The organism is Aquihabitans sp. McL0605, from assembly GCF_049993875.1.
Classification (GTDB): Bacteria; Actinomycetota; Acidimicrobiia; order Acidimicrobiales; family Iamiaceae; genus Aquihabitans.
Window position 1 is genome coordinate 4323349 of record NZ_CP188252.1, and the last position, 12656, is coordinate 4336004.

Annotated in this window: 15 protein-coding genes; 13 read left to right on the plus strand and 2 right to left on the minus strand. The window is 72.3% G+C overall.

Annotation, left to right across the window (positions count from 1 at the left end):
* Positions 1–188 precede the first annotated feature (188 nt).
* The 7 genes from ACPPVX_RS20015 (at position 189) to ACPPVX_RS20045 (ending at position 5752) form a co-directional block, all read left to right on the plus strand.
* Positions 189–383 carry a hypothetical protein gene (locus tag ACPPVX_RS20015; RefSeq protein WP_426572345.1) on the plus strand — a complete coding sequence of 65 codons (195 nt, stop codon included), beginning with the start codon at positions 189–191 and terminating at the stop codon, positions 381–383.
* Between the two features lie 143 nt (positions 384–526).
* On the plus strand, positions 527–1816 hold the full coding sequence (hisD, locus tag ACPPVX_RS20020) for a histidinol dehydrogenase (protein WP_426572346.1): 1290 nt from the start codon (positions 527–529) through the stop codon (positions 1814–1816).
* Between the two features lie 4 nt (positions 1817–1820).
* On the plus strand, positions 1821–2894 hold the full coding sequence (hisC, locus tag ACPPVX_RS20025; RefSeq protein WP_426572347.1) for a histidinol-phosphate transaminase: 1074 nt from the start codon (positions 1821–1823) through the stop codon (positions 2892–2894).
* Positions 2891–3487 (plus strand): imidazoleglycerol-phosphate dehydratase HisB, encoded by a 597-nt coding sequence (gene hisB, locus ACPPVX_RS20030; protein ID WP_426572348.1) that lies wholly within the window; start codon positions 2891–2893, stop codon positions 3485–3487. Before hisC ends, hisB begins: the two co-directional genes overlap by 4 nt.
* A 10-nt stretch (positions 3488–3497) precedes the next feature.
* The gene (gene hisH, locus ACPPVX_RS20035; protein ID WP_426572349.1) at positions 3498–4133 is read left to right on the plus strand and encodes an imidazole glycerol phosphate synthase subunit HisH; all 636 of its coding nucleotides are present in this window, start codon (positions 3498–3500) and stop codon (positions 4131–4133) included.
* 180 nt (positions 4134–4313) lie between these two features.
* On the plus strand, positions 4314–4604 hold the full coding sequence (locus tag ACPPVX_RS20040; RefSeq protein WP_426572350.1) for a hypothetical protein: 291 nt from the start codon (positions 4314–4316) through the stop codon (positions 4602–4604).
* Positions 4605–4774: 170 nt separating this feature from the next.
* Complete coding sequence (locus ACPPVX_RS20045) at positions 4775–5752, plus strand: LLM class F420-dependent oxidoreductase (RefSeq protein ID WP_426572351.1); 978 nt, start codon at positions 4775–4777, stop codon at positions 5750–5752.
* 24 nt (positions 5753–5776) lie between these two features.
* Here ACPPVX_RS20045 and ACPPVX_RS20050 read toward each other — a convergent pair whose 3' ends face one another.
* Complete coding sequence (locus tag ACPPVX_RS20050) at positions 5777–6613, minus strand: acyl-CoA thioesterase (RefSeq protein ID WP_426572352.1); 837 nt, start codon at positions 6611–6613, stop codon at positions 5777–5779.
* 242 nt (positions 6614–6855) lie between these two features.
* On the opposite strand from ACPPVX_RS20050, the gene hisA reads away from it, so the two are divergent.
* Positions 6856–7590 carry a 1-(5-phosphoribosyl)-5-[(5-phosphoribosylamino)methylideneamino]imidazole-4-carboxamide isomerase gene (gene hisA, locus ACPPVX_RS20055; RefSeq protein WP_426572353.1) on the plus strand — a complete coding sequence of 245 codons (735 nt, stop codon included), beginning with the start codon at positions 6856–6858 and terminating at the stop codon, positions 7588–7590.
* A gap of 22 nt (positions 7591–7612) precedes the next feature.
* Here hisA and ACPPVX_RS20060 read toward each other — a convergent pair whose 3' ends face one another.
* On the minus strand, positions 7613–8620 hold the full coding sequence (locus ACPPVX_RS20060; RefSeq protein WP_426572354.1) for an NADP-dependent oxidoreductase: 1008 nt from the start codon (positions 8618–8620) through the stop codon (positions 7613–7615).
* A 62-nt stretch (positions 8621–8682) separates the two neighbouring features.
* Here ACPPVX_RS20060 and ACPPVX_RS20065 point away from each other — a divergent pair, with 62 nt between their 5' ends.
* The 5 genes from ACPPVX_RS20065 (at position 8683) to trpE (ending at position 12644) form a co-directional block, all read left to right on the plus strand.
* On the plus strand, positions 8683–9468 hold the full coding sequence (locus tag ACPPVX_RS20065) for a GNAT family N-acetyltransferase (RefSeq protein WP_426572355.1): 786 nt from the start codon (positions 8683–8685) through the stop codon (positions 9466–9468).
* Between the two features lie 43 nt (positions 9469–9511).
* Positions 9512–10294, plus strand: coding sequence for an imidazole glycerol phosphate synthase subunit HisF (hisF, locus tag ACPPVX_RS20070; protein WP_426572356.1), 783 nt, complete (start codon positions 9512–9514; stop codon positions 10292–10294).
* 123 nt (positions 10295–10417) lie between these two features.
* Positions 10418–10711 carry a GroES family chaperonin gene (locus ACPPVX_RS20075; RefSeq protein WP_426575060.1) on the plus strand — a complete coding sequence of 98 codons (294 nt, stop codon included), beginning with the start codon at positions 10418–10420 and terminating at the stop codon, positions 10709–10711.
* Positions 10712–10755: 44 nt separating this feature from the next.
* Positions 10756–11112, plus strand: coding sequence for a phosphoribosyl-AMP cyclohydrolase (hisI, locus tag ACPPVX_RS20080; RefSeq protein ID WP_426572357.1), 357 nt, complete (start codon positions 10756–10758; stop codon positions 11110–11112).
* Positions 11113–11114: 2 nt separating this feature from the next.
* A complete protein-coding gene (gene trpE / locus ACPPVX_RS20085) occupies positions 11115–12644 on the plus strand; it encodes an anthranilate synthase component I (protein WP_426572358.1) in 1530 nt (509 codons plus the stop codon).
* Positions 12645–12656 lie beyond the last annotated feature (12 nt).

Sequence of the window (12656 nt, forward strand, 5' to 3'; positions counted from 1 at the left end):
CCGCCACCTCGTTGGACGCGACGCCGGGATCCGCCGCCTGGTGTCGCTGCACCGCCGCCCTTCGGGGCGGCGGTGCTGTTTTTCCTCTCAGGTGGTGCTGCTCATCCGTAGCGGTGGTGCTGCTCGTGCGCGGCGACGGCCGGGCCCTCCGCTGCGGGCGTCCGGCCGTTCCACGGCAGACTCGGGAGATGGCTTCGCTCCACGACTCCCAGCTGTCCGCCCTCGCCGCCACCATCGACGATGCCGCGGAGCGGGTGGCGGCGATGGCCGAGGACATCCAAGCGCGCGAGTCCGAGGCGGCCACCGCGCTCTACGAAGCCGAACGGTCCCTGCAGATGGCGCAGCGCGCGATCGGTCGGGCGAGGCGTTCACTCGAGAGCTGAGGGCGACGCGCTCCCGAGCACCGCACGGGTTCGCGGGGGCGGGTCAGCATGGATCGGGGAGGTCCGAATCGCCGTGGGCCGCCGTGCCTCGCGAGGAAAGGGCCTTGAAGGCCCGGAGAGGCGGAGCAGTAGCCTCGGCGATCGTGCTGAACCGACTGGACCTGCGGGGCGCAGGCAACGACCTGCGGGGCAAGCTGCCCCGGCCCGCCCAGGCCACCGAGGGCCCGGTCGCCGCGGTGAAGGAGATCCTCGCCGCGGTCCGCGAGCGCGGCGACGACGCCGTGAGAGACCTCACCGAGCGGTTCGACGGCGTCCGTCCCGCTCAGCTGCGCGTGCCGCCCGAGGCGATCGCGGCGGCGCTCGAAGGCCTCGATCCCGAGCTGCGCTCGGCCCTCGAGTCGGCTGCCGCAGGCATCCGCGACTTCCACGAGCAGCAGCTCGTCGGTGACCACACCTACGAGCGCGACGGCATCGTCGTCGAGGGCCGCAAGGTCCCCGTCGACCGGGCCGGTTGCTACGTGCCGGGCGGGCGGGCCATCTACCCGAGCACCGTGCTGATGACGGCCATCCCGGCCAAGGTGGCGGGCGTCGAGCAGGTCGTCCTGTGCGTTCCGCCCGATTCGTCGGGCTCGGTCCCGGCCGTCACCCTGGCCGCCGCCGCCATCGCCGGCGTCGACGAGGTGTACGGCATCGGTGGGGCCCAGGCGGTGGGGGCCATGGCGTACGGCACCGAGTCCGTCCGCCCGGTCGACGTGATCGTGGGACCCGGCAACGTGTTCGTGGCGATCGCCAAGCGGGAGGTGGCCGGCCTGGTCGGCGTGCCGTCGTCGTTCCCCGGGCCGTCCGAGGTGGTGGTCATCGCCGATGGCTCCGCGCCGCCCGACCTCGCCGCGGTCGACGTCATCCTCCAGGCCGAGCACGGCCCGGGCGGCCTGGCGTGGCTGATCAGCTGGGATGCCGGCGCGCTCGATGCGATCTGCGCCGAGATCGAGGCCCAGGTGGCGGTGGCGCCGAGGCGTGCCGACATCGAGTCGACGTTCGCCGAAGGCGGCTACGCCGTGCTGGTCGACTCGCCCGAGCAGGCGCTGGCCGTGTCCAACACCATCGCCCCTGAGCACCTCGAGCTGATCACCGAAGACCCGCAGGCGCTGGTCCCGCTGGTCCGCCACGCCGGCGCGGTGTTCTGCGGCCCGTGGTCACCCGCCTCGGTCGGCGACTACCTGGCCGGGCCCAGCCACGTCCTGCCCACCGACGGCACGGCCCGGTTCGGCTCGGCCCTCACGGTGAGCGACTTCCAGAAGGACGTCCACGTCATCACGCTGTCGCAGGCGGCCGTCGCCCAGGCGGCCCCGGTCGTCGCCGCCATCGCCCAGGCCGAGGGCCTGGCCGCCCACGCCGACAGCGTCCTGCGGCGCCTCCACCGGGAAGGCTGAGCCGGTGGCTCCCCGCATCGCCCCGCGCGACGACATCGCGCTCATGGACGGCTACCACTCGCCGCAGGTGTCGGTCGACGTGCGCCTCAACACGAACGAGTCGCCGCTGCCGCCGCCCGCCGGGTTCGTCGCCGCGCTGGCCGACCACATCGCCAGCGTCGACTGGAACCGCTACCCCGACCGCGGGGCCACCGAGCTGCGGGCCCGGCTGGCCGAGCTGCACGGCGTCGACGCCGACCAGGTCTTCGCCGCCAACGGGTCCAACGAGGTGCTCCAGACCCTCTCGCTCACCTACGGCGGGCCGGGCCGGGCCATCGCCGTGTTCGAGCCCACCTACGCCATGCACTCCCAGATCGGACGCATCACCGGCGCCACGGTCGCCGTGGGGGGCCGCGCCGCCGACCTCTCGCTCGATCCGCAGGAGGTGGGCCGAGTCCTCGCCGAGTCGTCGCCGGCCATCACCTACCTGTGCTCGCCCAACAACCCCACCGGACTGGTCGAGACCCGCGAGACGGTGCTCGACGTGCTGGCCCAGGTCGAGGCCATCGGCGGGCTGCTGGTGGTCGACGAGGCGTACGGGCAGTTCGCGCCGTGGTCTGCGCTCGAGTTGATCAGCGACGACCGACCCCTCGTGGTCACCCGGACCTACTCGAAGACGTGGTCCATGGCGGCGGTCCGCCTCGGCTACCTGATCGGCCCGGCGTGGGTGGTGGCCGAGCTCGAGAAAGTGGTGCTGCCGTACCACCTCGACTCGCTGTCGCAGGCGGCCGGCATCTTGGCCCTGCGCTACGTCGACGACATGGAGCAGCGCGTGTCGCTGCTCACCGAGGAGCGGGGCCGCCTCGACGCCGCCCTCCGGGACCTGCCGCTCGAGGTGTGGCCCTCCGCCGCCAACTTCATCCTGTTCCGCCCCACCGCCGCGGATGCCGACGAGGTGTGGCAGGGCCTGGTCGACCGCTCGGTCCTGGTGCGCAACTGCTCGGGCTGGCCCGGCCTCCAGGGCTGCCTGCGCGTCACCATCGGCACCCGCGACGACGACGACCGCTTCCTCACCGCTCTCCGAGAGGTCCTGACATGAGCCCCCGCACCGCTTCGCGGTCCCGCACCACCAAGGAGACGTCGATCGAGATCTCGCTCGACGTCGACGGGCCCACCGGGGCCGTCTCCGCGTCCACGGGCCTGCCGTTCTTCGATCACATGCTCGACCAGATCGGGCGCCACGCCGGGTTCGACCTGCAGATCGAGGCCACCGGCGACCTGCACGTCGACGGGCACCACACCGTCGAGGACGTGGGCATCCTGCTCGGCGAGGTCTTCAAGGAGGCGCTGGGCGACAAGGCCGGCGTGCGCCGCTTCGCGTCGGGCCTCTTCCCGCTCGACGAGGCGCTCATCGAGGTGGCCCTCGACCTGTCGGGCCGGCCGTACTTCGCGTACGACGTGCCGTTCGGCGAGGTCCTGCCCCTGGGCACGCCGCCGTTCAACCCCGAGATGGCCGAGCACTTCTGGCAGTCGTTCGCCACCGCGGCCGGCATCACGCTGCACGTCAACAGGCGCGCCGGCGTGAACACGCACCACGTCGTCGAGGCCACCTTCAAGGGCGTGGCGCGCTGCCTGCGCGACGCGGTGCGGGTGGAGGGCACCGCGGTGCCGTCCACCAAGGGCACCCTGTGACGGTGGCCCCGTGACCCTGATCGCGGTCCTCGACTACGGGATCGGCAACCTGCGCAGCGCCCAGAAGGCGCTCGAGAAGGTCGGCGCCGATGCCCGCCTCACCGCCGACCACGGCCTGATCGCCGAGGCGGCCGGTGTCGTGCTCCCCGGCGTCGGCAACTTCGGCCGGTGCATGGACGCGCTCGCCGGCGCCGGCCTGGCCGACGTGGCCCACGAGGCGGCCGCGGCGGCCGCCGCCGGGACGGGCAAGCCGTTCCTCGGGGTGTGCGTGGGCATGCAGATGCTGTTCGACGGGTCCGACGAGTCGCCCGACTCCGCCGGCCTCGGCGTCCTGCCGGGCCGCGTCCGCCTGCTGCCCGACACGGTGAAGCGGCCGCAGATGCAGTGGAACGTGCTGCGCTGGGCATCGCCCAACGGCTCGGCCACCCACATGGCCGACGGCCAGCCCGATCCGTGCTGGATGTACTTCGTGCACTCGTACTGGGCCGACGCCGCCCCCGACGACATCGCCGCCACCTGCGAGTACGGCGTCGACGCGGTGGCCGCCGTCCAGCGCGGCCGGCTGTGGGCCACCCAGTTCCACCCGGAGAAGAGCGCCCACAACGGCCTCCACCTCCTGGAGAGCTTCGTCACCGCCTGCGCCTGATCACGTTGCGTCCAGGTGGTCCGTCACCGGCCACGTCGGAGCGACGATCGCGAACTGGGCAGGATGGGTGCGTCGTCTGGTCGGGGTGCCGAGCGCCGATGGGGGTGGTCCGCGTGCGGCCACGTCGGAGCGACAATCGCTCGGCGGTCCGGTGTCAGACCCCCTCGGCAGCATGGGTGCATGCTCGTCACCCACTCCCCGAAGCCCATCAGCGGCCGCGATCTGCGGTACCTCCTCACCACGTACCTGGCGGCGGCGGGCCCGCTCACCGTGGCTCGGCTGGTGGGCCTCCTCGAACGTGATGGGTTCGAGCTGCGAGGCCGACCGTCGAAGGAGGTCTCCGACGCTCTCCGCTGGGAGATCGCTCGCGGCCGAGTGGTGAAGATCAGTCGAGCAACGTACGCAGCGAAGGCCATCCCCGAGCGAACCGCCCGAAGGATCCGCACCAGAGCCCGCCAGCTCGCCCCCTGACCGCTCGGCGCAAGCCACCTGGCCAACCCCACGCTGGTCTGCTCTCGGGCTCGATTGTCGCTGTGACGTGGCCGGGGAGGGACTGCCCGCCGGGTGGTCGCTGACCAATCTGGTCAGGGAACCTGCCGAGATCGGGCGCATTCGTAGCGGGGCGGTCGTAGGGTCGCGCCGTGACGAAACTCGGCTACCAGATCCCCAACTTCACCTACCCCGGCACGGCGCCGGCCGACCTGTTCGGCCTGGTGGCCCAGCAGGCCAGGGAGGCCGACACCAGCGGCTTCGACACCGTCATGGTGATGGACCACTTCTACCAACTGCCGATGCTCGGCCCGCCCGAGTTCGAGATGCTCGAGTGCTACACGCTGCTGTCGGCCCTGGCCCAGCACACGTCGACGGTGCGGCTGTCGTCGCTGGTCACCGGCAACACCTACCGGAGCCCCACGCTGCTGGCCAAGACCATCACCGCGCTCGACATCGTGTCCGGGGGCCGGGCGCAGCTCGGCATCGGCGCCGGCTGGTTCGAGCTCGAGCACGACTCGCTCGGCTTCGAGTTCGGCACCTTCACCGATCGCTTCGAACGGCTCGAGGAGTCGCTCCAGATCATCACCGGCATGCTCAACGGGGAGAAGCCCTCGCTCGACGGCAAGTGGTACCAGGTGTCCGAGGCCGTGAACTCGCCGGCCCCGCTCGGGCGCATCCCGATCATGATCGGCGGCAGCGGCGAGAAGAAGACGCTGCGGCTGGTGGCCCAGTACGGCGACGAGTCCAACCTGACCTGTCCCATCGAGGAGGTGCCGCGCAAGCTCGATGCCCTCGCCGCCCACTGCGAGCGCCTCGGCCGCGACCGCTCCGAGATCGGCGTCTCGGTCATGGGTCGGGCATGTGTCGCTCCCACCCACGACCAGGCCAAGGCCGAGCTCGATGCCGCGCTGTTGAGCCGCGGCCTCGACGTCGCCTCGATGTCCGAGGAGGATGCCGAGAACTTCCGGGCCTTGATCCCGTACGGCGACCCCGACGAGATCGGCGAGCTGTTCTCGGGCTACCTGATCGACGGCGTCACCGGCATCACCGTCAGCGCCATCGCCAACGGCCACCTCGAGGGCCGGGTCTCGCTCCTGGGCGAGACGCTGGCCAAGGTGGTCGGCTGATCGGTCGGGCCTGACCGCCGCCGGTCAGGCCCGCACGGCCCGGTAGAGGCACTGGCCTCCGCCCGACGCGTGCAGCGCGCCGCCCGGCGACCACACCCGGGCCGTCCAGCCCAGCAGCCCGCCCGTCGAGAGCGGCGCGGTGCCCTCGCACAGCAACCACGGCTCGGTGGCCGTTGGCTGGTGGAACGCCACGTTCAGGTCGAGCGTGGGGGCGATGAACGCCGGGTTCGTCCAGGCGTGCGGCCGGCTCCCGGCCGGCCAGCTCGGCAGGTCGACCAGGATCACGCTGCGGCAGGCGTCGACCCACGGGTCGGCGAACGTGGCGCCGGGCTCGAACCGCAGCCAGTTGGCCCAGGTGGCCGGGAGCGGGCCGGGCGGCGGCCAGTCGCGGTGGAACCCGATGGGCTTGGCATCGAAGTTCTCCCAGAACGGGAACGGCGGCTTGGCGTCCGGGTCGTCGGCGAGGAGCTCGGTGATGCTCGGGAGGTCGTCGGGGCCGGGGACGTCGGGCGGGGTGGTCTCGTCGTGCTCGAGCCCGGGGGCTTCGGCGGTGCTCCAGACCATGGCATCGAGGATCGGCCGGCCCTCCTGGGTGATCTCCACCCGCTGCGACAGGGCGCTGCGCCCGCCCTTGCGGGTCTCCACCACGATGTCGATCGGTTCGAACGCGGCCACGCCGAGGTAGTGGCAGGAGAACGACGCGGGCCGCCGTCCCTCTGCCTCGGCACCGGCGGCGCGCACGGCGAACGAGGCGATGTAGCCGCCCATGGGGCCCCAGATCTCCCACGCTGCGCTGGGCGTGGCCGTGAAGCGACCATCGCCGAGCTCCGTCACCTGCGTGTCCACGCCCAGGTCACCCATGCGGGCGAGTCTGCCGCAGCCCGCCGAGCGCTGCCGGTGGAGCCCCTAGGCGATGCCGTCCCAGCAGTCCTCGATGATCTGGTCGATGCCCGGGCCCCACTCGTTGCCGATATCGGTGGCCCGCACTCCGTGGACGAAGACAGCGGTCATGGGCGGGCCGTATCCGGGCGGGGCGGATGACGCACCGGGCGGGGTGGCGGTCGCGTTGGGGGAGGAGCGGGAGCGCCCGCCAAGATGGAGCCATGGACCTCTACCCGGCGATCGACCTCCGCGGCGGGCAGTGCGTCCGCCTCTACCAGGGCGACTTCGCCCAGGAGACCGTCTACGGCGACGACCCCGTCGCCCAGGCCAAGGTCTTCGCCGACGCCGGCTCGCCGTGGATCCACGTGGTCGACCTCGACGCCGCCCGCACCGGCGAGCCGGTCAACCGGCCGGTCATCGCCGCCATCGCCGCCGCGGTCGGGGTGCCGGTCCAGACCGGGGGAGGCGTCCGGGACGACGAGAGCGCCCTGGCCCTGCTCGATGCCGGCGTGGCGCGGGTCGTCATCGGCACCGCGGCGCTCGATGACCCGGCGTGGGCCCGGTCGCTGGCCGAGCGGTACCCCGGCCGGGTGGCGCTCGGGCTCGACGTGCGCGGCCGCGAGGTGGCCGTACGGGGGTGGGTCGAGGGCTCCGGTCGCCAGCTCGCGGAGGTGGCCGCCGAGTTCGACGACGCCGGGTTCGCGGCCATCATCGTCACGCAGATCAACGTCGACGGCGCCGGGACCGGCCCGGATGTCGATCTCTACGCTGAGCTGCTCGACACGCTCGAGACCGAGGTCATCGCATCGGGCGGGGTCGGCAGCGCCGACCACCTGAGGACGCTGGCCAGCTTCGGCGAGGAGGGCACGCCGCTCGCCGGCGCCATCGTGGGCAAGGCGCTCTACGAGGGCGCGCTCACCATCGACGAAGCCCTCGCCGCCGCTCGCACCGAGTAGCCGCCGGCGAGCAGCGTCGCGCTCAGAGCTCGACGATGACCTTGCCGGTGTTGCCGCCGGTGAACAGCAGGTTCAGGCCGTCGGGCGCGTGCTCGAGCCCCTCGACCACGTGGACGGCGTGCTTGAGCTTGCCCTCGAGCACCCACCCGAACAGCTCGCCCTGGGCCTCACCGAAGCGGTCGACGTAGTCGAGGATCAAGAAGCCCTCCATGCGGGCCCGCTTGGTGATGAGCGTGAAGTAGTTCTGCAGGCCCGGCGATGCCTCGCGGTCGTTGTAGGCCGAGATGGCGCCGCAGCACACGACCCGGCCCTTCATGGCCAGCTGGCCGAGTGCGGCGTCGAGGATCTCGCCGCCCACGTTGTCGAAGTAGATGTCGATCCCCTCGGGGCACAGCTCGTGGAGCCGCTTGGCGACGTTCTCGGTCTTGTAGTTGATGGCCGCATCGAACCCGAGCTCGTCGACGAGCCACGCGCACTTCTCGTCGGAGCCGGCGATGCCCACCACGTTGGCGGCGCCCTTGATCTTGGCGATCTGCCCGACGACCGAGCCGGTGGCGCCCGCCGCCCCCGAGACGACCACGGTGGCGCCCTCCTTGGGCTCGCCGATGTCGAGGAGGCCGAAGTAGGCGGTCATGCCGGTCACGCCGAACACGCTCAGCACCGCGGTGGGGTCCATGCCGTCGGGCACCACCTGGCCCTCCCCGGGGGTGCCGTCGAGCAGCGCGTAGTCCTGCCAGCCGAGCATCCCGAAGACGGTGGCGCCCACCGGGAAGTCGTCGTTCTGCGAGGACACCACGGTGCCGAGGCCGCCGCTGCGGACCACGGCGCCGATCTCGATGGGCGGGAGGTAGCCGGGGGCGTCGTCCATCCAGGTGCGGATGGTGGGGTCGATCGAGAGGTGGGTGACGCGGACGACCGCCTGTCCGGTCTTGGCCTCGGGTGCGTCCTCGGTCTCGAGGCGGACGATGGTGTCGTCGACCATGCCCGTGGGGCGCTGGGCGAGGACGAGGCGGCGGTTCTGTTCGCTCATGGGGGCATCCTCGCGCCGAATCCCGGCCCTCGCTCCGAGGCCGCCGCGGGTAGACCGAGCGGATGGATCCACGGCGCCTCGACGAGATCGCGACCGCGGCGACCGTGTCGCCCATCGAGGCCGACGTCGGTGGCTGGTGGTGCAAGGCCGCCCCGGACCTGCCGTTCCGCCGGTGCAACGTCGCCGTCCCGCCGGTCGACGCCGCGGAGGACCGGATGCTCTTCGTCGACGGCCTCGATCAGGTCCGCCGCTGGTACCACCACCAGGGCCTGCGGCTGATCGTGCAGGTCTCGACGGCCCTGCCCGAGTGGGACCTCGTCGACGCGTGGCTCGAGGCCGCGGGCCTCGGCTTCGAGGCGCCGGTCCACCTCATGACGGCCCAGGACGTCTTCGTGTGCGACCAGTGCGTGGAGAACGCGCGGCAGCGCGTCGAGGTGGCCACCGGGATCGACGAGGGTTGGGCCGACGCCTACGGCGTCGTGTTCGGCGGTGGTCCGGTGGAGGTGGCGCGCACCCAGGCCTACGGACGGATGCTCACCGCCCTCGGCGACCGGGCGCTGGGCGCGTCGTACCGGGTCGACGGGCAGGTCGTCGGCGTCGGGTTCGGCGTCCTCGACGACGGCTGGCTCGGCATCTTCGGCATGGGGACGGCGCCTGAGCACCGGCGGCAGGGCGTGGCGTCGCACGTCGTCCACGCCCTGCAGGAGGCCGCTCGCCAGCGCGGCGTCGAACGGTCCTACCTCCAGGTGGAGACCGACAACGCCGGGGCCATCCGCCTCTACGAGGAGCTCGAGTTCGTGATCAGCCACGGGTACCACTACCGCTCCGAGGCCGAGCCGCCCCGCTGATCACGCTTGGGGGCGCCCGGCACCCGGCGGTACCGTCGCCCCGGTGCGAACCGCCCGCGTCATCCCGTGCCTCGACGTCACCGCCGGCCGCGTGGTCAAGGGCGTCAACTTCGTCGACCTGCGCGATGCCGGCGACCCGGTCGAGCTCGCCGCCCGCTACGACGCCGAGGGCGCCGACGAGCTGATCTTCCTCGACATCACCGCCAGCAGCGATGCCCGCGACACCATGGTCGACGTGGTGGCCCGCACCGCCGAGGAGGTGTTCATCCCGCTCACCGTCGGGGGTGGCATCCGGACCGTCGACGATGCCCGCAAGATGCTCCGGGCAGGGGCCGACAAGGTGTCGCTCAACACCGCGGCGATCGACCGGCCCCAGGCCATCAGCGAGGTGGCCGACGAGTTCGGCAGCCAGTGCGCGGTCGTGGCCATCGACGCCCGCCGCCGCTCGGCCGACGACCCGTCCGCCGGCTGGGGCGTGTTCACCCACGGCGGCCGGAACCCCACGCCGCTCGACGCGGTCGAGTGGGCGGTCGAGGCCGTGCGCCGGGGTGCGGGCGAGATCCTGCTCACCTCCATGGACCGCGACGGCACCCGCGACGGGTTCGACGTGCAGCTCACCCGGGCCGTCAGCGACGCGGTGGGCGTGCCGGTCATCGCCAGCGGTGGGGTCGGCACCCTGCAGCACCTGGCCGACGGGGTCACCGAGGGCGGCGCCGACGCCGTGCTGGCGGCCTCGATCTTCCACTTCGGCGAGCACACCGTCGCCGAGGCCAAGGCCGTGATGGCCGCCGCGGGCATCACCGTGCGCCCGCCCGACGGCGCCTGAGTCGCAGCCGGTACCGTCGAGGGCGTGACCGACGACGCCGCAGCCACGCCCGACAGCACCGCCGACGCCCCGTTGACGCCTCGCACGTTCTCGTCGTCACGAGCGGACAAGCTGCCGGTGAAGATGCTGAACGACCGGATCCTCGTCGACCTGGAGTCCGACGGGGAGCGTCGGTCCACGGGCGGCATCCTCATCCCGGCCACCGCCCAGATGGGCAAGCGCCTGGCCTGGGGCGAGGTGGTGGCCGTCGGGCCCAACGTCCGGTCCATGGAGCCGGGTGACCAGGTGCTGTTCAACCCCGAGGACCGCTACGAGGTCGAGGTGCGCGGCACCGACTACCTGATCCTGCGGGAGCGGGACATCCACGCGGTGGCGGCCAAGCGCCTGGAAGAGGGCTCCACCGGCCTGTACCTCTGAACCCACTTCGGCGCTCGGCGGACCAGAACCTACGATTGGCCGCCATGCCTGCCGTGACCCCCATCGCCGTCCGTACCGAAGACCTCGCCAACGTCAAGTACGACCACGACGGCCTGGTCCCGGCCATCGTGCAGGAGCAGGGCACCGGCGAGATCTTGATGATGGCGTGGATGAACGAGGTCACCCTCCAGCGCACGCTCGAGGAGGGCCGCACCGTCTTCTGGAGCCGCTCCCGCCAGGAGGAGTGGCGCAAGGGCGACACCTCCGGTGATCGCCAGTTCGTGCGCGAGGCCTACTACGACTGCGATGGCGACACGCTGCTGTTCGTCGTCGAGCAAGAGGGCAAGGGCGCCTGCCACACCGGCAACAAGACCTGCTTCTACCGCTCCTTCGGCGGCTGAGCGTGACCGTCCGCCCGTCCCGCGAGGAGTTCAAGGTCCTCGCCCGGGAGTACACGGTCATCCCGGTGTGGCGCGAGCTGCTGGCCGACCTGATCACGCCCGTCGCCGCCTTCGCCCGGCTCACCCGCGACGGCGAGCCCGGCTTCCTGTTCGAGTCGGTGGAGCACGGCGAGCGCTGGAGCCGGTGGTCGTTCGTCGGCCGCCGGCCCGCGGCCACCCTGATCAGCCGCGGTGGCCAGGTCGAGGTCCACGGCGGCGAGCTGCCGCCCGACATCGTGCTCGACCAGGGCATCCTCGGCGCCGTCGAGAGCCTGCTCGCCACCTACCGCTCGCCCGCCGACGACCGGCTGCCGCCGCTGCACAGCGGCATCGTCGGTTACCTCGGCTACGACGTCGTCCGCGAGGTGGAGCGCCTGCCCGACGTCCCCACCGACGACCAGCAGCTCCCCGAGGCCGTCCTGTCGATCGCCGGCGAGCTGGCCGCGTTCGACCACTTCCGCTCGCGCGTGGTGCTCATCGCCAACGCCTACGCCCTGGCCGACGACCTCTCCGACGACGACCTCGACCGCTGCTACGACGAGGCCGTCGCCCGCCTGGAGCAGCTCGCGGCCGACGGTGCCGCCCCGCTCGACGAGCCGTTCGTGGCCCCGCCCGACCCGGAGGACCCGCTGCCCGAGGTGGTCTCCAACCTCGGGGCCGCCGCCTACGAGGGCGCGGTCGACGCCGCCAAGGAGTACATCCTCTCGGGCGACATCTTCCAGGTGGTCCTGTCGCAGCGCTTCGACTTCCAGCTCGATGCCGACCCGTTCGACGTGTACCGGGTGCTGCGCCAGATCAACCCCAGCCCGTACATGTACCTGGTGCGGCACCCCGAGGTCACCCTCGTCGGATCGTCGCCCGAGCCCATGGTCCTGCTCCGCGACGGCGAGGTCATCTCGCGGCCCATCGCCGGCACCCGCTACCGCGGCAAGACGGACGAGGAGGACCGCCGCCTCGGCGCCGAGCTGCGCGAGCACCCCAAGGAGGTGGCCGAGCACGTGATGCTCGTCGACCTCGCCCGCAACGACGTGGGCCGGGTGGTGCGCTTCGGCACCGAGAAGGTCACCGAGATGATGACGCTCGAGCGCTACAGCCACGTCATGCACCTCACCTCGCAGGTGGTGGGCCAGCTGGCCGACGGCCTCGGCCCCATCGACGTGCTGCGGGCCACCCTGCCCGCCGGCACCGTGTCGGGCGCGCCCAAGGTGCGGGCCATGGAGATCATCGACGAGTTCGAGCCCACCAAGCGCGGGCCGTACGCCGGCGTCGTCGGCTACCTCGACTTCTCCGGCAACATCGACACCGCCATCGCCATCCGCACCATGGTCTGCCTGCCCGACGGCCGGGCGTGCGTCCAGGCCGGCGCCGGCGTCGTCGCCGATTCGGTCCCGGCCCACGAGGAGCTCGAGACCCGCAACAAGGCTCGCGCCCTGCTCGCGGCGGTCCCCGCCGCCCGCCGCATGACCGCCGCCCGAGCCGCTCTCCGCGCCTGACCCGGCAGACTG

Bases quoted from the DNA above. Each gene is read 5' to 3' on its own strand.
- ACPPVX_RS20015 (WP_426572345.1), top strand. From the start codon at position 189: ATGGCTTCGCTCCACGACTCCCAGCTGTCCGCCCTCGCCGCCACCATC.
- hisB (WP_426572348.1), top strand. From the start codon at position 2,891: ATGAGCCCCCGCACCGCTTCGCGGTCCCGCACCACCAAGGAGACGTCG.
- ACPPVX_RS20040 (WP_426572350.1), top strand. From the start codon at position 4,314: ATGCTCGTCACCCACTCCCCGAAGCCCATCAGCGGCCGCGATCTGCGG.
- ACPPVX_RS20050 (WP_426572352.1), bottom strand. From the start codon at position 6,613: ATGGGTGACCTGGGCGTGGACACGCAGGTGACGGAGCTCGGCGATGGT.
- hisA (WP_426572353.1), top strand. From the start codon at position 6,856: ATGGACCTCTACCCGGCGATCGACCTCCGCGGCGGGCAGTGCGTCCGC.
- ACPPVX_RS20060 (WP_426572354.1), bottom strand. From the start codon at position 8,620: ATGAGCGAACAGAACCGCCGCCTCGTCCTCGCCCAGCGCCCCACGGGC.
- ACPPVX_RS20065 (WP_426572355.1), top strand. From the start codon at position 8,683: ATGGATCCACGGCGCCTCGACGAGATCGCGACCGCGGCGACCGTGTCG.
- ACPPVX_RS20075 (WP_426575060.1), top strand. From the start codon at position 10,418: ATGCTGAACGACCGGATCCTCGTCGACCTGGAGTCCGACGGGGAGCGT.
- hisI (WP_426572357.1), top strand. From the start codon at position 10,756: ATGCCTGCCGTGACCCCCATCGCCGTCCGTACCGAAGACCTCGCCAAC.